We start from the raw sequence: 23223 nt of genomic DNA on the forward strand, positions 1-23223 counted from the left end.
AATTCGACTTTATCTTACCTTTGCATAAAACCTCATGCGCCGACTTAATATGAAAATACTCTTAAAATCAACATACTATTGATGCGTATCAATGCCATACTGTTATTTAAGAGTAAACTTCAAACGTCAGGAGTGCTCAAAAGTTGGAGATAATTTATGGTAGATAGACTAGATAAGTTGCTAACACTTAAAGAAGAATTAAGTGCTCGTATCGCTAAAATTAATACAGAACTGCACAACCGTAGGACGAGTGGCAAATTTTCTGAGCAAGTCGTTGACCGTCAAAACGATGATGTTCTGTTGAATCTTAAAAGTGAAGCAGAACAAGAGTTAGAGCAAATAAATCACGCTCTCACTAAAATAGAGAATTCAGTATACGGCATCTGTGAAAAATGCCACGGTAAGATTAGTTCAGAGCGTTTAGATGCTATTCCTTTTGCCGCAAATTGCAGAAACTGTTTCGAATAAAAACAAGGATATGAACATGTTAGTAACTTTTTCCAATCGCCTATCTGGTGATATAACGATGTTTGGTGATATCGCAGTTCAATTATTAAAACTAATGGGCCACAGTGGCACCGTTCCAAGCGCCCTAAGTGCAGAAGATGTTCCTGCCGCGCTAGCAAAGTTACAAAATGCTATCGATGATATTGAGCCCTCGCCGGAGTCAGATTTGTTACAAAATGAAGACGAGACGCCTGCTCCTATAAGTCTTGCGCATCGAGCTATGCCTTTAATTGAAATGCTACAAACATCTGCACGAGATAAGTCATACCTTATGTGGGCTTACAATAGCTAGTAGACATATTTGCCAGTGCTTTGCTCTACAATAGAGATAAGTAAACAAAGGCAGTAGACAAAAAAACAAATAACGATGGTAATAGCATCCTGCAATCGGCTTTTTATGTTTAATATATATTGGTTTGTTGATAAGGATGCTTAACTGATAAGCTAAGGCCATTTAATAGATTCAATGGACCGAAATTTTGACCAAGGACAAAACAAAACGCATACTCAGGATATTGCTGATCGTTGCATCACTATTTTCTTTGTTCTTCGTGCCATGGCTGTTGGTAAAAGCGTGGATACTTCCTCTTCCGGATACGATCCAAGAACAGTTAGATGAGGCAGTTAGTCACGGATTTGACGGAATAATTGTGTATGTCGATCAAGTCGGTGTGCCCCCTTTATACTTTACTTCTGGCTGGCATAATCGAGAAGCCAAGATACCCGCAAAACCACAAGCCCTTTTTAAAATTGCCAGCATTAGCAAACTATACGATGCTGTGGCTGTTACTAAACTGGTTAGTGAAGGGCGCCTTGACCTTGATAAAACAATAGCAGACTACTTACCTGACCTTGTGGGAAGAATAGAATATGCCGATAAAATCTCTTTAAGATTGATGATACAACATAAAAGTGGGATCCCAAACTTTACGAACGCACCAAATTTTTGGGCAGCCCCAACGCAATCTTATGAAGAAAGTCTCGCACTAATCATGGACAAACCTGCCAACTTTGAACCCGGTGATGACTATGAATATAGCAATACTAATTATCTGTTAATCAATAAGATAATGGACAATGCACTTGGCTATGGTAACTTTCAATTTATTCAGCAAAGTATTTTAATGCCACTAAACCTTACGCATACTTTTGCTTCGCTCAATGAAGTGGATATGGAGGATGTGATGAGTGGCTACCATGTAGGTCATCCATTCGATTTAAAAGCCGACGAACACGGCATGCTAGCAACAGCAGAAGATGTCGGTATTTTCTTAAGAGCACTGAATGATGGACGCATTTTTGATAGGAGAGAGCAGAAAATATATTCTTCTATTTACAAGTATGAACACGCCGGTTGGGTTCCTGGATATCAGAGTTTCGCGTCATATCACAAAGACCTAGATACTATTGTAATTCAGTTCTACAGCACAACCGATCCAGAACTATACAATTGGAATTTGTCAGAAATTATAAATAGTAGAATTGCTAAAATTTTAAAAAGACAAAGGAAAGAAAAGCAATTAGAGTAGTGGGCTTCGCTGAAACCTGTAAACGAGCGATGCGGATTTAGCAAAAGATTTGCTTACTAAGACGGAAAATATGTAATCAAGTGTGACAGGCTCATTTACAAGATACATCCAACATGGAGAGTGAAATGAAAGTACTAGTTTTATTGATGTTATTAACTTTTGGATGTATCGCTAAAGATGATGTCCAATTCAACCCGTCTACTTTAGATGATACAAAATCAATTTATTGGATTGACAGCAAGTCAAATTCAGCAATCCTCTATAGTAGATTCAAAGTATTTCACAACTTAAGAGATTTAGTCTCAACAACTATTGCGACAGGGAATGAAACCGCTCAAGCAAGCGAAACTCTTTGTTCATATGACAAGCTTGTATTCGTAGATAACAATAAAGATCTCATCGCTGTTTTTCCTATAAAAAATAATAGCATCATCCATAACGGCATTATTTACGCAGTCCCCAAACAACAATTAGGTAAATTTACTGACTTCAACCAAAAACGCATTGCTAAAGGTGATGAAGTTCTTGCTAAACATCTGAAGATGAATATTAATAACTATACAGAAGAATGTTTGTAATACGCTGTGAAAGCATTATCAATCCTAAGGTAGATGGTTCTAAACCATTACCCAGCTAGATAACACATCCCTTAGGAACCGTATTTTTTCGGCTGCACCATGTGTGTTTCTGGCTTTTTCATATCATCATCCTTTTCTTCTTATATTTAATTTGAAATCGTTGATCATATGTCGCGTAAAAGCGTTGAAAGTACCTAAACTAGGTTCGGGTGATAAGCCTTTAGATAAGCGAATGATCTGCCAATAATAAAATCCAACCTGACCAAAACTATTAATCGCTTTTATTAGGTTTGACGAGCTGTTATTACCCCAAAAACCTTTACCCAATACCAATTTATCCTCGTAACAATCAACACTATCGATTGATTGTTGAATAAGCTTTGCTGAGCAATTAGGGTCGGTACATAATGGTCGAGCTAAGCCAATTATATCTACTTCACCGCTCTGTATTGCTCGTTCCATTACATCACGGCTACGAAAACCACCTGTAATCATCACTGGAATTTTTGCAGATTGCTTAATCTTCTCAGCATACTCAATGAAATAGGCTTCGCGCTTACGGGTGCTTTCTCGAACATCGGTAGGCTCAATGCCTATCAAACTAAGCTGCTCATAAGTACCGCCCGAAATTTCGAGTAAGTCTACACCGTCTTCGCCCAGCCAACTTGCCACGGTGATACAATCCTCTAGACTGAAGCCGCCTTTTTGGAAATCGGCTGAATTAAGTTTAACTCCAATCGGAAAATCAGTGCCTACCGCTTCACGAACACCAACTATGATTCGCCGAATGATGCGTGCTCTATTGTCTAAAGAGCCACCCCATTGGTCTTGACGCTGATTAATTTTGGGTGATAAAAACTGACTGAGTAAATAGCCATGAGCGCAATGAATTTGCACACCAGTGAATCCAGCTTGCTTAACCAATTTTGCGGATTGAATGAAACGAGTGATGACTTCTTCTATATCGCTCTCTTGCATAGCACGCGGCTTACCAAAGTTTCCCAGCATTGAAAGTTGCACATCAGAGGGGGATAAAGGCTGACGATTCACCATTTTTGGGCACTGGCGTCCCGGATGATTAAGCTGTACCCATAGGTGATTACCTCCAGAAGTGCCTTGTTCAGCCCATTCCTTGAACAAGCTAAGTGCTTTATCGTCTTCTAATACAACATTTCCTGCTCGCTCTAAATATCTTCTGTCTACCATAACATTGCCAGTTATATGCAGCCCTGTACCGCCTTCTGACCAAGTCTTATATAACTTGATTAGCTCAGGACTTGGTTGATCAAGCTTATCAGCTAGACCTTCTGTCATCGCGCTTTTGCAAAGTCGGTTTGGAATAACTGTGCCATTAGGTAGCGAAATTGGAGATGCGAGTGAACTGGTCATTTAGATGGCCTTGGTTATATTAATCAAGCCTCATTGTATGGTTGATGAGATAAACATGATAGTCATCAATAGCAAAGAATAGAGAAACACCAAACACGCCAGTCGTTATTGATACTAACGGTGTGCCATTTGCTGATTTAATTATCGTAGAGAGACAGGCTGTTTGCTTGCGCAAACAGCCGTTGATATAGCACTCAGAGTGCTGAGTACAACATCCATACACCTGCTCCAATCATGAACAGATTTTCTGTGAGCGAAACGAATCCAAGTGGCACGTCGCTATCGCCACCAACGCACGCACACTTTAGCTCTCGTTTGTCGATATACACAGCCTTAAACACTGATATTGCGCCCACCGTTCCTATGAATAGGGACACAGGCCCTACAATAAACCCAGATATCGATGCTAGCATTCCAATACCAGCGAACGCTTCTGCAAACGGATAGACATAGGCGTATCTGATGTTGCGCATGGCTAACAAATCATAGGTAATAAACGAGTTCGAAAATGTGTATAGGTCACGCAGCTTTTGAATGGCCAATATGGTCATACTATAGGCAACGAACATCTCAACTACCTTTATTAAGTTAAAGCCGGACGTGTGTGCAAAAATAGTGGCTAAGCTCATTAAAAAGGCGACTGCAAAAATGGCCAGTACTGGCGTGTAGGTGGTGCCGGTTTGACCTGCCGGCGCCATGCCAAAATAATCTCTTAAATCGTCATAACCGCCAATCTGTTTTTCGTCTATAAAAGCTTGTGGTGTCGTATCAACCTCGTGCTTTTCTTTAAACTTGTCGGTTTCTTCTCGAGAGGATAATTTATGGTCTTTTACTTCAAAACCTTTTCTTTCGAGAAGGTCTTTTGAGCGCAATCCATACGGGCAAATGTGCTCACTGGTGTGCATTCGATAAAGCTTTGCTATTTTTTTCATCTTATAGTCCTTTTTTAAACTTGGTTATACACTGCTTATTGTCCGCTAAATTCTGGGACAGCTCTTTTAGAGGCTTCATTGGCTGATGTGGCGATGCCATTTTTCTCTATGTCTTCAAGCAGCCATTTCATTTCCTTAATTTCACGTTCTTGCGCACTGATGATCTCGTTTGCCAACTTCTTAACGCGAGGGTCTTCGATGTTTGCTCTGCCGCTGGTTAATATGGCGATAGAGTGGTGCGGTATCATGGCCTTCATCCACGAGCAATCATCAACTGACAGTCGGCTCCTTGTTGTTGCGTATTTTTTTCACTCAGTTTGTAAAAATTGCACATTAAACAAAGCTTCGTGCTTCCAATAGAAAGTAACTTTGTTAACTTTTTCAGTTAGTTAACGGAGGTCGAAAAATTATTAAGTTCAAACGACTCTTTCCTAACTCGTTTGTTGCAAAATTCTTTCCAAGTTAATTTTCTTGTAACTTTGGGCAAATATTTCCTGTCTTAAATTGAGCTAAGGTGAGGTGCGGGCGAGTGGCTTTATTGATTAACCCTAGAAAAACGGGTAGAAATTATCATCAAATTGTTGGTAAGATGTTGAAAAAATTGAAGTATGGGGCGTTTAATAAATGACAAAGTCCCGTCGTTACTATTAAGTCTTCAGAATGAGATATCAGGCATTTATAAGGAAATAAAAAATGAAATTAGTGTTACTTGGTCTCGTTCTTGTTTTAGCTGGATGCGCCACAACTCAGCCGGAGCCCTATCAGGAGTCAAAAGGGGCTTATTCCAACACTATGGAGATCATCAGAAGCGCGGCAGGATCTGCGCCTGATGGCGTTGAAGGCGAATACGTATTAAAAATCAAAGCGGCTGGAAATCAAGGGCCGTTCGTATACCTCAATACAGAATTTGACTACCGTGACCAACGCTCTGTCACAGTGGCTATCCATCCTCGTCTTGTTCCTTTGTTTGTCAAAAAGTATGGAGTAACACCACAAGAGTACTTCATTAATAAATCCGTCGTAGTTTATGGGCAGGCAAAAAGGGTGAGAATTAATTTTGTTTCGCAAAATAAACCATCTAATAAATATTATTATCAAACGCACATTATGATAATGGACATGGCGCAAATCAAGGTTTTAGACGAACGTGCCTAACAAAGCGCTAAAATCGCTATTATCTGCCTAATTATTGGGCGTTAGCTTTCTCATAATTCAATCAATATGGAGTTGATATCGTGAATAATTTACAAAAAATTGGGGGAGCTTCAGCTCTTTTTGAATCCATTATTTACGTGTCAGCTTTCGTGTTTTTTGGTGCGTTCTGGAATTTTCCTGCGGATACTGATTCGGCTAAACAATTTGCTTTTCTAGCAGAAAATCAGGTTATCTTGTCAATCGTAAATCTAATTATGTATGTACTATTTGGAATTCTTTTGGCTGTATTAGTACTAGCGCTTCATGAACGCGTGAAGGCCAATAACCCAATCCTGTCACAAATCGCTTCTATTTTTGGGCTTGTTTGGGTGGGTTTAGTCATTGCTAGTGGAATGATTGCAAACATAGGTTTAGCTGCAGTCTTGGAACTATCAGCTAAGGATCCGGAACAAGCAATGACAGTCTGGCTGGCTATTTACTCTGTAGTTGAAGGGCTAGGTGGTGGGAACGAAGTTGTTGGAGGTCTATGGGTTGTATTGTTAAGTTTTGCTGCTTTAAAGGGTCATGAGCTTCCTAAAATACTTAACTACTTTGGGCTTTTCGTTGGCATTGTTGGTGTTCTCACTATTTATCCAGCTGAAGTGCTCACCGAAATTTTTGGTATAAGCCAAATTGTATGGTTTTTTTGGTTGGGATTGGCCATGCTCACGAGTAGTAAAAGATAATAAGGCTTTTTAATTTCAAGAATCATCTCTTCATTCGCTGGACAACTCTACGTTAGCATTTCGCTCCGCTCAAGAGCCGAAGCCATAAAACTTGCCGTTTTGTGAGGGGTTACAGAGCAGGGTGAGGGGCAGATACTGATATTGCAATGACACTACTAACTAATCAACTGCCAAACCTTGGATTAAGAATGGGTATTTTTAAATGTACCTTTATATCAGTGAACGTTACTATCCTAAGTGCAAGAAACGCTATAGTCCGTTCATAACATTAGCATTTTTGGAAATAACGTAATGCAATTAAGAGTAAATAAAAAGATTACTGGCTTTACCCTCGTTGAACTCATTATTGTCATTGTCATATTGGGAATAATAGCGGTAACTGCTGCACCCCGTTTTTTAGATATTAGCACTGACGCCAAAGTTGCCACGCTAGAAGCGGGCGCTGGTGCGATTGAAGCAGCCGCTGACTTAATATTTGCTAAAGCTGTCGTCCAAGGTTTAGATACACAAGCAACTGCAAATCTTGATATCGACGGCGACGGCACCGGTGACATTAATATTGTTTACGGTTACCCATCAGTAAGCTCCTCAGCTGGCATTCCATTAGCTATGGACGACTCCTTCCAAACTCAGTGGGGATACGCGACTTTTAACCCTGGAGGCAGAAGATGGCAAGCTGCACCGGAAGATATTGCTGGGCATAGTGGCACTACCAACAACAATATTCCACTTGGGCAAACAAATTGCTTTGTGGTATACCGAGAACCCACAGGTGTAAATGTTAAACCGTCTATCACCATTACTGACTCTGGCTGCTAATTGCAGCCGCAAAAATTTAACACTTCATTTTTAAATGAAAGTAACGAAGATTTAGAAAATAGGTCAAAGCCACCAAATATGAAAAGCTTTCTTCTTCTGCTTTGTCAGTGTGCACCACAATAATGATGCAATATTTACTTACACCTGAGAGGGGCCTTGCGACTTTAGTCAACTCAATTTCAGATTAGGCACCATTTGGTGTATCAGAAACTCCATTGATTGAGTATTAGTACAATAGTCCTATGGTACTGCATTAGCTTTTTGATGGAGATTTCAAGAATATGAGAACCCGAATAACTATCTAGGATATCTTTTATCTGCCTGTTGCATAGGATAGGCTTATCATTTACGTTATCTACTTTTAATCCTTCCTATAGCTCCCCATTGATAAACACAGTCTTTTTAATATTAGCGTTTTAGCGATAGCGACCTTGGCTTGCTCTGCACCCTCACAAGCTCAAAATTGGGAGGCAACTGGTGCCGGCGTAATTACCTATCAGCGAACCAATCGTCCGGCAATAGCAAGCGAAATAGCTGGTTCGGCCGATTTAATTTTAACAAAAATTCAGTTATCGAGCAGTTGGGTGTTGCACCTCGAAGCAGCAAGCTCATTGGACGCGCAGAGAATAGCGAGCAACTTACCGGAAGCCAACACGGACGCAGGCTCGGCGTTGAACAAAGACGGTAAAGGTCGTCTGCAATTGTCCGAACTATATTATCAGCACCGTTTGAATAGCACACAACAGATTAGTGCAGGTCTGGTTGATATATCTGGCTTTTTTGAACAAAGTCGTATTGCAAGTGATGAAGCTACTCAGTTTTTAGGGACATATTTTACTGGAAATCCACTGATCGAATTTCCAGATTATACCTTGGGAGTAGTGTACGAACATGAATTGGCGCCAGGTACGGTATTACGAGCCGGCGTTAGCAGTTCTAATGGTCTGGCGGATAATAGTGCTCGCTCTTATAATCAGGTCTTATCATTAACTGAGAAAGAAAAAGGGGTGTTTGCAATTACATCTCTGTCATGGCGTAACCAGGCGTATCTAATTCGACTGGGAGCATGGACAAACACAGCTGACCACAAGAGCTTAGATCTTAACCGCAGCACAGCAAATAATTACGGTTTGTATCTGTTAACCGGCTATCAAACAGGAAATCATGCTTGGAATATGCGATTAGGACTTGCAAACGAACAAGTCAGTAAAGCGATGGCGTTTAGCAGCCTAGGCTATCAGTATCGTTTTGCCGAGTACGTTTTCGGCATTGGCTTAGCTCGCGCTTTTTTATCGACTAATTTGCAGGATAACAGTGTCAAAGATACTGAACAATATGAGTTGTACGTTCGTTATGCGTTAACGCCGAAGATTTATCTCACTGCCGATTTACAAAACATCGTCAACAGTGATTTTATTGCAAGTGAAACAAATAAGAATCGCAGCACTATCGTTATTGGCCTACGTCTAAGTTGGTTATTTGGTTAGATTTCTTTTCATAATGCAACGCTCAGATATGCTTTTTGTGGCGTTAGCGAGCTTCTTCTTTTTATAAAAATTGATAGTTGGACAGGCCACATAATTTAAAAACCAGCTTTAAAACCGAAAGGCAAGTTAGTGAAAACGTATATCGCAAAGGAGTTCTGCATTCATCGGGTCGTTTTCAACAAAGCTGAGACACAATAATTTCGTTATTGGGCAAGCGCGATTCTACGAATCAGAACTACAATTAACTCGCTTAAGCTAACTCGATAAACCATTCCAACCGCCAAACCAAAATGTCTTAGTCATTTTCCTTTTTTATAATTCTCACTTATCAACCTACTTAACTAACGAACATCAATTGCAGGGGAGTTGGTTAAATTCTCATTGCGCCGTGAAATCTCAACTTATCTGACCATACACAAAGGGTGTGAATAACTATGTGTGCATATATGCAATTTAACATAATATACATTATGCGTAATTGTGAATAGTTATCAAGATAGGTGGATAAGTTTGTTAAATAGCATCATAAACCTCTTAAACTTAGTTAATTCAGATGCTTAAGGAAAGTTTTATGTCCTTATTCCTTCATTAGCGTTTACATATTAGCTATCGTAACGCTGTGTTGATGAAATTATTTTTTACGCATGTTGAGCTTGTTTATTTGCTCTCGTTTACGTTTCAACAATTTATTGGGTTAGATTGTTTGTGTGAGGATTTATTTTTTGTGTAGTAATTAAATAATTCAGTGTTCTAGTGTTTTAGTGTTTTAGTGTTTTAGTGTTTAGAACAACTATTTCCGATTCAGATTAACTATTAAAACTATTTAGCTCATTTTCTTGTCTGGCAAGTTAATCCTTCTTTTGATGATTACCATCGTCGTAGCATCATTAATCTCTTTTTTCTATTTGCTCCAACATATCCGTTCACGTGCTTGTAACCGGCAGTAGAAATATTGATAACACAGAATAAAGCATTTGTAGGATGGACAACCTTTTATTAGTTTGCTTTTAAAGGACAACAATCTAATGAATTTACTTAATAAACTACGCGATATAAATAATCGATTTCTATCGTTGTTTGAAAAAAACTGTTGACCAGACGCTACTAAGCAAGCCTCCCGAATTGGCTCTTTTAATCTTGTTAAACAGTAGTAATAGTCAGAATTAATACACTTTCAAATATTGTTTTTATATCTAACAAAAGTTTGTTTCTCAAGACTCTTGATCTCCCTGAGAATGCACAGAAATAACGCAATAAATAATGCTTACAAGTACCCTATTCAATTCAATTTTAGTAACGCATAACTCTTGCACCATAGGTTATTAGGAATGTCGCCTCGTTTTGCACCCCAGGTGTCTTTTTTTAATTGAATGACAAATATCAATGTGTTTGAAACTAAAACGCCCTAGCAAGGTCAGACTGAGAACAACGGAATGGATATCTGAAAACACATTTTGAATGTTATTGGACTTGAACCAGTTGCCAACAAAAAAACAATCAAGCGCAAGTATGCAAACACTGCGCTTCTTTTGCTTTCACTGCTATTGCACGTTGCCATCGTTTATTTACTCGTGTTTAATTCTGCGATACCGCAAAGAATAAAGACAGTCGATGACGTAATCATAAATAGCTATTTACTCGAAAAGAAGACCCCAGAAAAAAGTGTCAGCGTTGACGAAAGTAGCCTTACATCGCTGCCAGAAAATCAACGAGAAACATCCCCAAAACCTATAGATGTATCTACAGGCGAAGAAAAAGCCCCTATTAAAGTCACCAAAAATTCGACGAGTAGAAAGGTACAAACGCCAACAGTAGTAAAAAAACAGCAAGAATCGGGTGTTCAAAAAAGCATCAACGCACTCTCCCAACAACCTCTTGGTACAATGAGTGTGCCTACCGGTACTATCGATTTACTCCAAGAAGACGCCTATAAAGCGATGTTAAAACAAGAAACTGAGTCGTTTAATAAGCTGAAAAACTCACCAATTATAGATACTATAGGCACACGAGATACAACGAAACGTCTCAACGCCAATCAACCTAGCATAGTTTACTGCGATGGTGCAGGATCTAAGGCTATTGTGGCGTTGAGCATGGTTACGGGTGGAAATGTACAGTGCAAAGCATTGGAAATTCAATCTTTTATAGATAAGAGATTTACTAAAAACGCTGAGCAACCTTAAGTCCGTAGCTTGGTGAAGCAAACTAACAAGGAATTAAAATGAGTATGAATATCGCGTTTATCGGTTTAGGTGCAATGGGCTATCCAATGGCTGGACATTTATCAAATGCTGGACACAACACAACCGTATACAACCGCACATCTGCGAAAGCTGTTAGTTGGGTGGAAGAATATGCCAATGGTACTTATAAAGAAACACCCCGCTTAGCCGCTATGGACGCGAAAGTTGTCTTACTTTGTGTTGGCAACGATGATGATGTTCGTTCGGTTGTATATGGAAACAATGGTGTTTTTGCGGGAATGTCACCAGGCGATATACTCATCGATCATACAACCACCTCTGCTGAACTTGCTCGCGAACTTTTTAAAGCAGCGGACGATTTAGGTATACAGTTCTTAGATGCACCAGTTTCTGGAGGTCAGGCGGGCGCACAAAACGGCAAATTAACGGTCATGCTAGGAGGTGAACAAGGAGCATACGATTCAATTGTCAATCTGCTTAATTGTTATTCACAAAAGCATCAGCTTATGGGTGCAAGCGGCAGCGGTCAATTAACCAAAATGGTAAACCAAATTTGTATTGCTGGCGTTGTTCAGGGGCTATCAGAAGCTCTCCATTTTGCTGGCAAGGCAGGATTGAATACAACGCAGGTTGTGGATGTTATTTCGAAAGGTGCGGCACAATCTTGGCAGATGGAGAACCGTTCAAACACGATGATCAAAGGTGAATTCGACTTTGGTTTTGCAGTTGATTGGATGAGAAAAGACCTCGGTATTGTGTTGGATGAAGCTAAAGTTAACGGCGCAAACTTACCTATTACAGCCTTGGTTGATCAATTCTACGGGCAAGTGCAGGCTAATGGTGGCGGCCGCTTCGATACATCAAGTCTAATTACTTTGCTGAACAAATAGTCATTTTACAATCGATATAAAAATAAAAACTTAAGCATTGGATGAAGTAAAGCACACCCCGCTCAGCACTGGGCGGGTCAAAATCAATTGAAGTTAGGAACGTATCTCCAGCACTCTTTGTTTAGCTGATCCTATCAAATATGCAGACCCGCAATACACGCCCGTGTAAACAAAAAAGATTGCTCAAGCATAAAGCAAACATATTTGATTGCTATTTATTGTTGCAAACATATTTATTTGCATGTATTTTAATATTAAGAATCATATTAAGCGTCAACTGAGTTTAACAGGAGCTTTTATTTTGACCACTGCAGAATCAAAGCAATATGCTGTATTAACAACTGATATCGTTCATTCGACTAAGCTGAGTGCAGCCGACTACTCAGCAGTGATGACCACGCTTGAAAAAATACTTCAGTCTCATCAATCGAAGTATCAATGTAAATTCGAGATATTTAGAGGTGATAGTTTTCAAGTCCTTTATCCCGATATCAATGATGCAATGAAATCCGTTTTATCAATTAGACTTTTTTTGCAATCCTCGATTAGCTGCCCTGCCGTAAAGTTGACTCAATCACTTGCAACAGGGACCTTTGATAAGGCTTCACACAAGCTCAGTAGCTCTCTTGGCGAAGCTTTTATTTTGTCTGGCAGAGCATTAGATAAGGCGTCAAGGGGTGACTTAGTCGTCAATTTAGCGAGTACGACTAACTCAAACGATTTGAAAATATCAACTTTGTTCTTGCATCACTTACTCGATGGTTTAACAGAGAAACAAGCTGAAGTACTGTATTATTACATCGACTTTGATTTTCCAGAGCACCAGAGTATTGCTGACCACATGAGTATGACTAGACAGAATGTCACCGCACATTTAAAACGCAGTGGCGCAGACTTGGTTAAAGCATACCTATTAGGCTATCGAGAAATTTGCATAGGAAGCCAAAAATGAAGCTATTTTTCTTATTATTAGTCGCACATTTTATCGCAGATTTCTATTTGCAAAAGCACAGTTGGATTATGTGTAAAGTAGAAAATAAGCATCGTTCAATCGGTCTGTTTAAACACATGCTGGTGCATGTAGCTTTAACTTCAATAGCGATCGCGCTGAGCGGAATATCGCTCGACTCTACGGCACTTATCGCTTTGCTCGTGATTATTGCGAGCCACTATGCTATCGATATATGGAAAACCTATCGTATTTTTGTGTTGAAGTATTTCCTGATTGATCAAATAGGTCATCTTATTTTCATTGTAGCGGTATCTGTGTGGGTAAGTGGACTTAGTTTACAGGCGGTATTCTCTGAGTTGCATACTTTTTTCGACAGTAAAACACTGATGTTGATCGGCTTTTACCTATTCTTATGTAAGCCCGTTTCATTGATTATCACACTTTCATTAAGAAAATATACTGAACAATTTGATGAGTCTGAAAAAGCAAATGAAGGCTTAGCCTCTGCCGGTGAATTCATTGGCTATTTTGAGCGTGGATTAATCGCCACTTTTATTTTACTTGGGCAATTTGCTGGTGTGGGATTTTTGTTGGCGGCAAAAAGCGTTTTTAGGTTTGGAGATATGCGCCGTCAAAGCGATAGAAAACTGACCGAATACATTATGCTGGGAACCCTGTTCAGTTTTAGTTTTGGGATTGCTGTCGGGAAATTAGCGGATTATTTACTAACTGTTTTGTAATCTCACTAGTACTGCTCATCCAGTATTCTTACCTTTTGGATGAGCAGCGTTTCGAGCAATACTTCACTTCTTCCCAGTTTTTCTCCCACTTTTTACGCCAATTAAATGGCCGATGACAAACTGGGCAAACTTTACTTGGTAACTCAGACTTCTTCATTATTTTCCAGTTTTATAAGGAATGTATCTGCGTCTTCAAGCATATGATTGAACTTTGTTTGGTCCATTTTAGACATTGTTTTGTAAATCATGGCCATTCTTGGATTGCTGCTGAAGTTTTCTTGGTGACGATATAAAAAATGCCAATATAAGTAGTTGAAAGGACAAGCTTGTGGTCCTGTTTTTTCCTTCACACTATATTCACAGTTTCGGCAGTAATTAGACATCTTATTAATATAGGAACCACTCGCAGCGTAGGGTTTGCTTGCCAACTGACCGCCATCGGCAAAAAGGACCATACTGCTTACGTTTGGCATCTCAACCCATTCATAAGCATCTGCATAAACTAATAAATACCATTCGTTGAGCGCCTTTGGCTCAATTCCAGTCAACAGAGCAAAATTCCCTAGCACCATTAGACGTTGAATGTGGTGTGCATACGCATATTTTTTAGTATCTTGCACGCACTGTGACATACAGTTCATTTTTGTTTTGCCACTCCAGTAAAGCTCAGGCAACGACCTTGACGCTTCAAGATAGTTTTTTTCCTTTAATCCCGGCATAAAGTACCAGTAGAAACCGCGAACATATTCACGCCATCCAAGAATCTGCCTGATAAACCCTTCAGCAGAATTAATGGGAACATCGCCATTCAGATATGCTTCTTCTGCCGCCTGTATTACCTCCTCTGGCATCAAAAGGCCGACATTCAAATATAGACCTATGTGAGAATGAAATAGCCAAGGATCGCCCTCAAGCATTGCGTCTTGATATTGTCCAAAATCAGTTAATCGTTGTTCAACAAAATCGGATAAAACGGAAAGCGCACCCTCCCTTGTTACCGCGAAACTAAAATTATGGATGTCACCAAAGTGATCGGAAAACTGAGACTCGACTAAATTTAGAACGTCCTCGGTTATCTCATCGGGGGAGAACTGCGTCCGCTCTGGGATGTCGGGATTCTTACCAAACGGTTTACGGTTGTCTGCATCATAATTCCATTTACCACCGCGCGGCTGCTTGTCTTCCATTAAAACACCCGTTTTCTTTCGCAGCTCCCTGTAAAAAAACTCCATTCTGTATTGCTTGCGACCTTCAGCCCAATCAGAGAAAAACTGCTGAGAGGCGATAAACCGATTGTCCGACGTTATATTTACCGGTATGTTTAGCTTACTTTCCCATGTTTTAACTTCTTCCAAAAGCCGATATTCGCCTGGATGGGCAATGGTGATCGAACTGTATGAATTGTTCTTGCATGTGTGCTTTATTTGCTCAAATAATGAGCCTTGATTATCCTTCGCGTCGTACTTAACGTAAAGCGTGTTATGCCCCTCTTTTTCTAACACTTCTGAGAAGTGGCGCATTGCGCTAAAAACAAACGCTATCTTTTGTTTGTGGTGCTTAACGTAGGTCGCTTCTTCTTTAACTTCTGACATGAGCACCGTATCACTGCCCTTGTCGAAGTTGTGTAATGAGCTCATTTTTAAATTGAGTTGATCACCTAAAACAATGACTAAATTGCTCATGATATTGCCTTTAGTTGGGCGAATGCATCAAGTGCTCTTTTCCTAGACTCTTTCAAATCAACAATGGGTTTCGGATAATCTTTGCCTAACTCGATACCGCAGGCTTTCAAGATTTCTGCAGGAGCTTCCCAAGGTTTATGAATAAACTTTTTAGGTAGTTTTTTAAGTTCAGGGCAGTATTGCTTAACGTATTCCCCCTCTTTATCAAATTTTTCTCCCTGAAGGATGGGATTGAAAACTCTAAAATAAGGAGCCGCATCCGCTCCAGAACCAGCTACCCATTGCCAGCCCGAAGAATTGCTCGCCATATCAGCATCGAGCAATGTATCCCAAAACCAACGCTCTCCTTCTCGCCAGTCAATCAGTAGGTTTTTTACTAAAAATGATCCAACAACCATTCTTATTCTGTTGTGCATATAGCCTGTTTGATACAACTCACGCATTCCTGCATCTATGATGGGTACGCCAGTGTTACCAAACTGCCATGCTTTCAGGTCATCCACACTCGAACGCCATGAGAAATGGTCAAATTTTGCATTGAAGTTTTTATGTTGAATTTCTGGCCAGTGAAAAAGCAAATAATAGCTAAATTCGCGCCAACCTAACTCGCTGAGGTAAACATCGAGATCTTTATTATCAAAAGCATTTTCAAATGCGCCCTGAATTGCATACCAAGCCTGATTAGGAGAAACTTCACCAAAATGCAAATGTGGTGACAACAAAGACGTGCCTTTGACCGCAGGTAAGTTCCTAGCGTCTTGATAGCTAGTTGCTGCATCATTGATAAATCGCTGTAGCCTATTTGCAGCGCCCTCCTCCCCGGGCTCCCACTGCGCTTCTATCTCTTTATACCATTCGATTTTAGGAATAAGCTCTAAACTAAGTAAGGCATCATTAGAGAATTCAACACCTTCTGCAATGTCCATTTGTGCTGGTTTGGTCAAAGGAAATCGAGGAGCTTGGCGAGTTAAGCACCCTTTTCTATAATATGGTGTAAAAACTTTATACGGCGTTTCGTCTTTCTTTAGCACCGACATTGGCTCCCAAAGTAAGGAACCATTCAAGCTTTTAGCATTGATGTTGTTTTTCTTAAGCTCGGTTTTGATATTCTCGTCTCGTGAACGTTGCCAAGGTTCATATAACCTATTCCACACGACGGTATCAGCCGAGAACTCTTCAGCTATGTCGGATAGGATACTGAGCGGATTACCACGGCGTATAATTAGCTTGTTGCTCAACGATTTGCTTAGCGAAAGCAACGAATGATGAAGCCACCACTTGCTTGCACCTCCTAATACAGCCTCAGCAGGCGCGTCATCATCAAGAATAAAGACGGGAATGATGCTGCCATTATCAGCGGCGAGACTTAGAGCAGGATTATCTGTAATGCGCAGATCTTGCCTAAACCAGACGATTATTTTTTTTGTTGGATTCAAACTCAAAGCTTTATTTCCATTATTAGTGCTGCATAATTTGCTTGGTTAACTAGTATAGCAGTTGACCACTTTAGAGCTATTATTACAGGATTCACAGTTAAATAGATCGAAAATACACGATACAAAGTAGCTACCTTATAGTCTTAAAATAAAAGAAAAGAGTGATGAGCAAAAAAGTAGGTATACATTGGTTCAGGAAAGACTTACGCATTCAAGACAACGCCAGTCTTGCTTCAATCGCCTCTCAGGTAGACGAATTGGTGTGTGTTTATCTATATCAAGGTCAAACTAGTCCAAATAGTGTTGCTATTGATAACAAAGATGAAGCTATCGGAAAACACAGAATAAACTTCATCAATCAATCATTGATACAACTACAGGACGCATTAAACGGCTTGAATCAACGTTTAATTATTCTTCCAGTAAACGGATCCAGTTCGCTTCAGCAATTGTTGGACTTAGTTGACGAACTTAACGCCACACACGTATCGGCCGAATGGCACTGTGGATTCAATGAGCGCCTGCAGTGGCAAGCATTACAAGATACGCTGAAAGAATCTGCTCCAAACGTGCAATTTATTCAGGAAAATTCATCAACCCTATACGATATTTCCCAATTTCCCTTCTCGGTAGAAAATATGCCTGGCACATTTTCACCTTTTCGAAAGAAGCTTGAGAAATATTGTGAGGTAAAATCAGTCGCAGAAAAGCTACATTCACTACCTAGAATGTCAGACCTTACTTTGGAAAAATCAATGTGTTCGTCAACGCTAGCTGTTGCAAACAACCATTATCCAAAGTTGGCTGGCGGAGAGTTAAGCGCCCATAAGCAACTTGAGTATTACTTGTGGAATACTGATCACATCAGCAAGTATAAGGAAACAAGAAACGGACTTGATGGATGGGATTTTTCAAGCAAGCTCTCCGCTTGGTTATCTATTGGTTGCGTAAGCGCAAGGCAGGTATTCGCAGAATTAAAAAATTATGAATCAGCGCGAGTTAAAAACGATTCAACGTACTGGCTTTTCTTTGAGCTACTGTGGCGAGAATTCTTTCATTGGCACCACTTTGTTTATGCTGAGCGCCTCTTCTCTGCATCAGGTGTGCAAGGCATAGTTCGCTCGCGGAACTTTGACCCAAATAAGTTTCAGCAGTGGCAGCAAGGCGAAACCGGCTTCCCGATTGTTGATGCCTGCATGCGCCAGCTATCAAAAACAGGATTTATATCGAATAGAGGAAGGCAACTGGTAGCTAGCTGCTTTGCGCATGAACTCGGCCTGGATTGGCGATATGGTGCCAAATACTTTGAGTACCAGCTCATAGACTTTGATGTCGCTAGCAATTGGGGAAATTGGCAATACTTAGGCGGTGTTGGCGCAGATCCTAGAGGCCACCGTCAGTTCAATTTGGTAAAACAAACGGAGATATACGACCCTAACCATGAATTCATAAATAAATGGGCCAACTAAAATCCATTGAGCATGACGGTATAGGTATAACCGTCATGTGGTTTAAGAGAGATCTGCGTTTACGCGATAACGAAGCGCTGAAAACTGCCTGTGAGCAGAATAGACCACTAGCGCTCATCTATATCGTCGAGCCTATCATGCTAAACGACCCGCATATGGATATTCGCCATTGGCGTTTCATCGTGCAGTCAATTAAAGATCTGAATGAGCAACTAGCTGAGTATAATTCGTCTATTTCAATACTTTATGGAGCTGCGCTAGATGTTTTCTCACAGTTACATGAAAAATATCAGATAAAGCAGATCGTCAGTCACCAAGAAGTGGGCTTAACGCATACTTACTCAAGAGATAAATCCGTTTCTAATTGGTGCACAAACAATAAAGTAGACTGGACAGAACTTGCACAAGGCGCCGTTTACCGACCATTGAATACTCGAAAAAATTGGCCACAGCTCTGGAATGAAAGAATATTACGTTCTGCGAGTCAGCCCGAACTTGAAGATATACAGTGTATTTCAACTATCAGCGACAGCTTAGACTCTCAATACATTTTCACCGTCCCTAAACTTTGGCTCACAGCTGACGATAATATGCAGCTAGGCGGCGAAAAGCGCGCTTGGTATACGTTGAAGCACTTCTTTAAAGAAAGAGGCAAAGCTTACTTCGGCAATATTGGTGACCCCAGCATGTCTCGACAAACTTGCAGTCGGCTATCTCCTTACTTGGCTTGGGGAAACATTTCTTTAAAACAGGTTTATCAATTTAGTTTGACACAAACTGAGCGCAAGGGATGGGCAAGATCTATCACCGCTTTCCAGTCACGATTACACTGGCATTGTCACTTTATTCAGAAGTTTGAAACTGAGTCGGCTATGGAGTTTCGACCTATTAACAAAGCCTATCTTGATTTCCCCTATTGTGAAGGTAAAGAAGAGGAGCTCAGGTTGCATGCTTGGAAAACGGGATGCACGGGTGTGCCTATTGTCGATGCTTGCATGCGTGCCGTCGTTAAGACGGGATATATTAATTTCAGAATGAGAGCAATGGTAGTTAGCTTTTTATGCCACCATCTCAACATCGATTGGCGCAAAGGCGCTAGTTTTCTGGGTGCCCAATTTTTAGATTTTGAACCCGGAATACATTATCCTCAATTTCAAATGCAGGCTGGCGTTACAGGCATTAATACGCTGCGCATTTATAATCCCGTAAAGCAATCTATCGACAAGGACCAAGAAGGTCTGTTTATCAAAAAATGGTTGCCACAACTTGAACCATTACCGAATCCACTCATACATCAACCTTGGGTAATAACGCCGATGGAGGAAGCAATGTACGATTTCAATTGCGAAAGAGATTACTACTCTCCAATCATTGATGTGGAGAAAGAGGCAAAAGCGGCAAGAGATAGAATGTGGGCTTATCGAGACAAGCCTGCGGTAAAAAAAGAGGCGTCACGAATATTAAAGATACACACAATCTAAGCACTCGCTTATTTTATGACCTACTTTTCTTCGCTATCGCTACTTTTATCTTGAGCAGCCTGTTTTAATAATAACTTACGCTTTTTTTGGTCTTGTTCTTTTAGCCACTGATTCAAGAGTCTTATCTGACCGTTTTTATAGGCTGCAAACGTTATGCGTAACGAATTTGATAAGACATCACTATCGGTCCAACCTGTTTTCTCTACGATTTCTTTGTAGTTTTCCATTGCTGCCGGCGTGACATAGCCCCTAATCAATTTTTTGCCTAAGGACTTTTGTTTTTCACGAAACCGTCTTTGCTTTTCTGCGTTTGCAGATTTCTTTGGATTCTTCATTTGCTCATTATTTGGTTTAAAAACATTCAGATTAGCCAGTGTACTGTAAAAAACTGACTTTTTTTAGCAAAATTAACTGTTCAGAGTTGTTTAGCGTACAAGTGTTCGCTAAATTACACCCTCTTATGGAAAACTAGTGTGTGATATGACAAATACAAAATCAGAATTCAACAGAGATGATCTCTTAAAATGCAGTTCAGGCGAAATGTTTGGACCTGGCAACAGTCAGCTTCCTGCTCCAAACATGCTGATGATGGATAGGATTGTGAAAATTACAGAGGATGGCGGAGAATATGGTAAAGGCCACATCATCGCGGAGTTGGACATTACACCTGACCTTTGGTTTTTTGCTTGCCACTTCCCTGGTGATCCAGTAATGCCTGGTTGCTTAGGATTAGATGCAATGTGGCAGCTTGTCGGATTTTTCCTTGGATGGTCTGGAGGTCCCGGTAAGGGTCGTGCTCTAGGTGTTGGAGAAGTTAAATTTACAGGCCAAATCTTGCCTACTGCTAAAAAAGTGACGTATGAGATAAACCTTAAACGCGTAGTTAAACGTCGCTTATTTATGGGTTTGGCAGATGGCACTGTAGCAGTAGATGGTAAAGTCATTTACGTTGCGAAAGATTTGAAAGTTGGCCTCTTTCAAGATACCAGCGCATTCTAATTAAAAGAAGAAAAGTTAGATGGTGTAACGCAAAAAGCCCAATATTAATATTGGGCTTTTTGATTTTATATTAGTGAATAATTAGCGTCCAACTAAACCGGCTTGCCTGTCGGTTAGAGCTTCTCTCCAACCCCCTAACCATTCCGAGCGCGCTACGGTTGCTTGGAAGGGACATATTTCCTTTGATCGACCTGAGATTCCAGCTTGATAACCTTTTGAATGGGCACGTGTTAACTTGTCTCTTTTTTGTCTTTTCATCGATAAACCTCTCTTGGTTAAAATATGCAACAGAAGGAAGTGAAATCAAAAAATTAGTTGTCAGTTTCTTTCCTTTGCCACATACATATAGATATCGTTTAGATGCAAATAGTTCAACGATTAAATTTTGACACGTGCAAGGTACGTGAATAAGACACTGAAAAGTATTGAAATGTTTCGTTGGTTTAGTTTGATCTATGCAATCATTTTTATAGACCGCTTAGTTATTAAAACAAAAAAAGCCCCGATAGACGGGGCTTGTAGAGTCAACTCTTAGTAGCGAAACTACTTCATTAACCATCTTCTGAAATAAGTTGTAAAAGCAAGAACGGTAAACAAAATGACACCCGTACTTCCTCCCTGCCGCTCAATCACACCTAACTCTTCATCTGTACATGCAGCCGGCGCCTGCCCGGTCGGATTTAGTTTCAACGTTACAACGGTGTCCACGAGTATACTTTCGCCACTCTCATCCAGTAAGAGCTCTCCACGCGCATTCTTAGATGGCCTCTTAGTTAATGCTGATACAACGATTTCGTTATTATCATTGATGTCAGTTGCTTCGATCAAATCAAATGGACTGCTGCAGCTAATCAGCGTATTCAGGTTGGTAAAAGTATCCGCTTCAATATCATACAAAAATGCCGCTGTTTTTCTGATGCTGGTATTTGTTGCTTCAATGTCTGCAGATCCAACGACTAGGTTATTATTATTCAAGGCACGCGGTATGGTGCTTGAACTAGTAAAGAAATCATCAGGGAATTTTACCGTGTCGTCATTCATGTTGTAGATAAACATTTTATTTCGAGAAACTCGGTTAATACTTTGACTTCTCAACCCGACGACATAGCCAGAATTATTTATTGCAATAGCACTGTTCGGCAACAGATCGTCATCTTCTAGGATACGCACTACTTCACCGCTTTGCAGAAACAAAGAAGCTGCAGTTGTTAACACTGTTTGTTCTCTGACATCTACTTTGACACTCGACACGCCAACTGCAACACCATTATTATTTACATCTAATGCCTGACTTGAACCCTGCGCAGCGAGCTCTTCTTCATCTGTCACTAGGGTATCAAACGTCGTTGTATCAACAACGTTACCCTCAACATCCAAAGACCATAACGTTGCACGTTGTGACCAAACGCCCGTGCGCCTTGAAGCGGTTGAAGTACCCTGCCCAAATATTAGAATATTCCTGTAACAAGCCTCAATAGGCTGATCACCGCGAGTTTCATCAACGCCACAATTTTCAATTGCTGTAGTTGTTGTTGCGCTAGGAGCAACTGAACCACTGCCTGCTGCTAAATAATTACCGTTAATGCTGTTAACTTGGCTTATTCCGCCCAATGTCGTATCGATCGGTAATAGTGGCACGACATTTTGTCCGACTTGCACAAAAGCACGACGGTCAAAGTCACTCAATATGTACTTGCTTTCGGTTCCACTGTCGGTGACATAATCTATGGTTCTGAATGGGCCCACACTATTGCCGACAATATGTGTGCCGCCAGCTGAATCTCTTGGTGTGGTATTCATAGAATGCGAGAAACCGTTTAGCTCTGCACTTTCTGTATCAAAAGCATTGATAAAGTCAGCGCTATTAACTGAGCCATCCGTTTTGTATCCCTGTAATCTTCCAAGTTGCTGTGTAAAGTAACTGAAGGTGCTTGAACCGGATCTTGCTATATTGATTAAGTAGGTATAGTCAGCGAGATTAAAAACACCGTTTTTTGCAGATTCAATATCGGTCAAATTCGCAATAATGGTCGCGTTTTCAAAGTCGATTGTATTCAAATCCACTGGCGCGTTATAAATATTCTCAACAGCCGTTAATATAAGGCCAGTATTGTCTATAGAAACACCATATTGAATTGGGCCTAGCGTGTCTGTCGCCAGTTCAGTGACTGTATATGAAGCGGCTAAAATTGGCAGAGATGCGGTATAAAGTATCACTGCTGACGCTAATCGGTTAAATTTCATTAATT

General features: G+C 40.4%; 23 protein-coding genes and 1 pseudogene. 15 read left to right on the forward strand and 9 right to left on the reverse strand.

From position 1 onward, the window contains the following. Window positions 1–156: 156 nt before the first annotated feature. From GNIT_RS08820 to GNIT_RS08835, 4 genes are all read left to right on the forward strand, one after another. Window positions 157–468 (forward strand): TraR/DksA C4-type zinc finger protein, encoded by a 312-nt coding sequence (locus tag GNIT_RS08820; RefSeq protein WP_014108836.1) that lies wholly within the window; start codon window positions 157–159, stop codon window positions 466–468. 16 nt (window positions 469–484) lie between these two features. Beyond that, a complete protein-coding gene (locus GNIT_RS08825; RefSeq protein WP_014108837.1) occupies window positions 485–799 on the forward strand; it encodes a DUF1840 domain-containing protein in 315 nt (104 codons plus the stop codon). A gap of 187 nt (window positions 800–986) precedes the next feature. Further along, window positions 987–2036 carry a serine hydrolase domain-containing protein gene (locus tag GNIT_RS08830; RefSeq protein WP_014108838.1) on the forward strand — a complete coding sequence of 350 codons (1050 nt, stop codon included), beginning with the start codon at window positions 987–989 and terminating at the stop codon, window positions 2034–2036. Between the two features lie 125 nt (window positions 2037–2161). Then, window positions 2162–2614, forward strand: coding sequence for a hypothetical protein (locus GNIT_RS08835; protein WP_014108839.1), 453 nt, complete (start codon window positions 2162–2164; stop codon window positions 2612–2614). A gap of 126 nt (window positions 2615–2740) precedes the next feature. Here the strand turns inward: GNIT_RS08835 and GNIT_RS08840 are convergent, their stop codons facing one another. The 3 genes and pseudogenes from GNIT_RS08840 to GNIT_RS08850 all read right to left on the reverse strand — a co-directional run. Next, window positions 2741–4003, reverse strand: a complete 1263-nt coding sequence (locus GNIT_RS08840; RefSeq protein WP_014108840.1) for an NADH:flavin oxidoreductase/NADH oxidase family protein — start codon at window positions 4001–4003, stop codon at window positions 2741–2743. Between the two features lie 194 nt (window positions 4004–4197). Beyond that, window positions 4198–4935 (reverse strand): MauE/DoxX family redox-associated membrane protein, encoded by a 738-nt coding sequence (locus GNIT_RS08845; protein WP_014108841.1) that lies wholly within the window; start codon window positions 4933–4935, stop codon window positions 4198–4200. Between the two features lie 35 nt (window positions 4936–4970). After that, window positions 4971–5225: pseudogene (locus tag GNIT_RS08850) on the reverse strand (DUF305 domain-containing protein); the annotation flags it as partial. Window positions 5226–5628: 403 nt separating this feature from the next. On the opposite strand from GNIT_RS08850, the gene GNIT_RS08855 reads away from it, so the two are divergent. From GNIT_RS08855 to GNIT_RS08890, 8 genes are all read left to right on the forward strand, one after another. Then, complete coding sequence (locus GNIT_RS08855) at window positions 5629–6090, forward strand: hypothetical protein (protein ID WP_014108843.1); 462 nt, start codon at window positions 5629–5631, stop codon at window positions 6088–6090. An 80-nt stretch (window positions 6091–6170) separates the two neighbouring features. Continuing rightward, window positions 6171–6815, forward strand: coding sequence for a DUF4386 family protein (locus GNIT_RS08860; RefSeq protein ID WP_014108844.1), 645 nt, complete (start codon window positions 6171–6173; stop codon window positions 6813–6815). A gap of 291 nt (window positions 6816–7106) precedes the next feature. Further along, window positions 7107–7634 (forward strand): prepilin-type N-terminal cleavage/methylation domain-containing protein, encoded by a 528-nt coding sequence (locus tag GNIT_RS08865; RefSeq protein WP_014108845.1) that lies wholly within the window; start codon window positions 7107–7109, stop codon window positions 7632–7634. A gap of 431 nt (window positions 7635–8065) precedes the next feature. Then, window positions 8066–9121, forward strand: coding sequence for a carbohydrate porin (locus GNIT_RS08870; RefSeq protein WP_014108847.1), 1056 nt, complete (start codon window positions 8066–8068; stop codon window positions 9119–9121). 1454 nt (window positions 9122–10575) lie between these two features. Next, a complete protein-coding gene (locus tag GNIT_RS08875) occupies window positions 10576–11304 on the forward strand; it encodes a hypothetical protein (RefSeq protein WP_014108849.1) in 729 nt (242 codons plus the stop codon). Between the two features lie 38 nt (window positions 11305–11342). After that, the gene (locus tag GNIT_RS08880; protein ID WP_014108850.1) at window positions 11343–12215 is read left to right on the forward strand and encodes an NAD(P)-dependent oxidoreductase; all 873 of its coding nucleotides are present in this window, start codon (window positions 11343–11345) and stop codon (window positions 12213–12215) included. 301 nt (window positions 12216–12516) lie between these two features. Next, a complete protein-coding gene (locus GNIT_RS08885; RefSeq protein WP_014108851.1) occupies window positions 12517–13167 on the forward strand; it encodes a helix-turn-helix domain-containing protein in 651 nt (216 codons plus the stop codon). Further along, window positions 13164–13907, forward strand: coding sequence for a DUF3307 domain-containing protein (locus GNIT_RS08890; protein ID WP_014108852.1), 744 nt, complete (start codon window positions 13164–13166; stop codon window positions 13905–13907). The genes GNIT_RS08885 and GNIT_RS08890 overlap by 4 nt, the downstream gene beginning before the upstream one ends. A 28-nt stretch (window positions 13908–13935) precedes the next feature. Here GNIT_RS08890 and GNIT_RS17885 read toward each other — a convergent pair whose 3' ends face one another. Genes GNIT_RS17885 through GNIT_RS08900 form a run of 3 tightly spaced genes read right to left on the reverse strand, consistent with a single transcriptional unit; the run spans window position 13936 to window position 17031 of the window. Next, the gene (locus GNIT_RS17885; protein ID WP_083822434.1) at window positions 13936–14064 is read right to left on the reverse strand and encodes a DUF2256 domain-containing protein; all 129 of its coding nucleotides are present in this window, start codon (window positions 14062–14064) and stop codon (window positions 13936–13938) included. Then, a complete protein-coding gene (locus tag GNIT_RS08895; protein WP_014108853.1) occupies window positions 14051–15589 on the reverse strand; it encodes a cryptochrome/photolyase family protein in 1539 nt (512 codons plus the stop codon). Before GNIT_RS08895 ends, GNIT_RS17885 begins: the two co-directional genes overlap by 14 nt. Next, complete coding sequence (locus tag GNIT_RS08900; RefSeq protein ID WP_014108854.1) at window positions 15586–17031, reverse strand: cryptochrome/photolyase family protein; 1446 nt, start codon at window positions 17029–17031, stop codon at window positions 15586–15588. The genes GNIT_RS08895 and GNIT_RS08900 overlap by 4 nt, the downstream gene beginning before the upstream one ends. A gap of 158 nt (window positions 17032–17189) precedes the next feature. On the opposite strand from GNIT_RS08900, the gene GNIT_RS08905 reads away from it, so the two are divergent. Further along, complete coding sequence (locus tag GNIT_RS08905; protein ID WP_014108855.1) at window positions 17190–18494, forward strand: DASH family cryptochrome; 1305 nt, start codon at window positions 17190–17192, stop codon at window positions 18492–18494. Further along, entirely contained in the window at window positions 18482–19975 is a 1494-nt protein-coding gene (locus GNIT_RS08910; RefSeq protein WP_041246364.1) for a cryptochrome/deoxyribodipyrimidine photo-lyase family protein, read from the forward strand. Before GNIT_RS08905 ends, GNIT_RS08910 begins: the two co-directional genes overlap by 13 nt. 20 nt (window positions 19976–19995) lie before the next feature. On the opposite strand, the gene GNIT_RS08915 is transcribed toward GNIT_RS08910, so the two are convergent. After that, the gene (locus GNIT_RS08915) at window positions 19996–20310 is read right to left on the reverse strand and encodes a hypothetical protein (RefSeq protein WP_014108857.1); all 315 of its coding nucleotides are present in this window, start codon (window positions 20308–20310) and stop codon (window positions 19996–19998) included. Window positions 20311–20455: 145 nt separating this feature from the next. Between GNIT_RS08915 and fabA the strand changes: the two genes are divergently transcribed. Beyond that, the gene (gene fabA / locus GNIT_RS08920) at window positions 20456–20974 is read left to right on the forward strand and encodes a bifunctional 3-hydroxydecanoyl-ACP dehydratase/trans-2-decenoyl-ACP isomerase (protein WP_041246365.1); all 519 of its coding nucleotides are present in this window, start codon (window positions 20456–20458) and stop codon (window positions 20972–20974) included. Between the two features lie 81 nt (window positions 20975–21055). On the opposite strand, the gene rmf is transcribed toward fabA, so the two are convergent. Together rmf and GNIT_RS08925 are read right to left on the reverse strand one after the other, a co-directional pair. Then, window positions 21056–21232: a ribosome modulation factor gene (rmf, locus tag GNIT_RS17890; protein ID WP_083822435.1), complete on the reverse strand. Its 177-nt coding sequence runs from the start codon at window positions 21230–21232 to the stop codon at window positions 21056–21058. 285 nt (window positions 21233–21517) lie between these two features. Beyond that, window positions 21518–23218 carry a DUF3466 family protein gene (locus GNIT_RS08925; RefSeq protein WP_014108859.1) on the reverse strand — a complete coding sequence of 567 codons (1701 nt, stop codon included), beginning with the start codon at window positions 23216–23218 and terminating at the stop codon, window positions 21518–21520. Window positions 23219–23223 lie beyond the last annotated feature (5 nt).

The sequence above is a fragment of the Glaciecola nitratireducens FR1064 genome, assembly GCF_000226565.1.
GTDB lineage: Bacteria > Pseudomonadota > Gammaproteobacteria > Enterobacterales > Alteromonadaceae > Glaciecola > Glaciecola nitratireducens.

Excerpts from the sequence above, each read along its gene's own strand:
- GNIT_RS08820 (WP_014108836.1), top strand. The coding sequence starts at position 157 with ATGGTAGATAGACTAGATAAGTTGCTAACACTTAAAGAAGAATTAAGT.
- GNIT_RS08825 (WP_014108837.1), top strand. The coding sequence starts at position 485 with ATGTTAGTAACTTTTTCCAATCGCCTATCTGGTGATATAACGATGTTT.
- GNIT_RS08835 (WP_014108839.1), top strand. The coding sequence starts at position 2,162 with ATGAAAGTACTAGTTTTATTGATGTTATTAACTTTTGGATGTATCGCT.
- GNIT_RS08840 (WP_014108840.1), bottom strand. The coding sequence starts at position 4,003 with ATGACCAGTTCACTCGCATCTCCAATTTCGCTACCTAATGGCACAGTT.
- GNIT_RS08845 (WP_014108841.1), bottom strand. The coding sequence starts at position 4,935 with ATGAAAAAAATAGCAAAGCTTTATCGAATGCACACCAGTGAGCACATT.
- GNIT_RS08855 (WP_014108843.1), top strand. The coding sequence starts at position 5,629 with ATGAAATTAGTGTTACTTGGTCTCGTTCTTGTTTTAGCTGGATGCGCC.
- GNIT_RS08865 (WP_014108845.1), top strand. The coding sequence starts at position 7,107 with ATGCAATTAAGAGTAAATAAAAAGATTACTGGCTTTACCCTCGTTGAA.
- GNIT_RS08880 (WP_014108850.1), top strand. The coding sequence starts at position 11,343 with ATGAGTATGAATATCGCGTTTATCGGTTTAGGTGCAATGGGCTATCCA.
- GNIT_RS08890 (WP_014108852.1), top strand. The coding sequence starts at position 13,164 with ATGAAGCTATTTTTCTTATTATTAGTCGCACATTTTATCGCAGATTTC.
- GNIT_RS17885 (WP_083822434.1), bottom strand. The coding sequence starts at position 14,064 with ATGAAGAAGTCTGAGTTACCAAGTAAAGTTTGCCCAGTTTGTCATCGG.
- GNIT_RS08895 (WP_014108853.1), bottom strand. The coding sequence starts at position 15,589 with ATGAGCAATTTAGTCATTGTTTTAGGTGATCAACTCAATTTAAAAATG.
- GNIT_RS08905 (WP_014108855.1), top strand. The coding sequence starts at position 17,190 with ATGAGCAAAAAAGTAGGTATACATTGGTTCAGGAAAGACTTACGCATT.
- GNIT_RS08910 (WP_041246364.1), top strand. The coding sequence starts at position 18,482 with ATGGGCCAACTAAAATCCATTGAGCATGACGGTATAGGTATAACCGTC.
- GNIT_RS08915 (WP_014108857.1), bottom strand. The coding sequence starts at position 20,310 with ATGAAGAATCCAAAGAAATCTGCAAACGCAGAAAAGCAAAGACGGTTT.
- fabA (WP_041246365.1), top strand. The coding sequence starts at position 20,456 with ATGACAAATACAAAATCAGAATTCAACAGAGATGATCTCTTAAAATGC.
- rmf (WP_083822435.1), bottom strand. The coding sequence starts at position 21,232 with ATGAAAAGACAAAAAAGAGACAAGTTAACACGTGCCCATTCAAAAGGT.
- GNIT_RS08925 (WP_014108859.1), bottom strand. The coding sequence starts at position 23,218 with ATGAAATTTAACCGATTAGCGTCAGCAGTGATACTTTATACCGCATCT.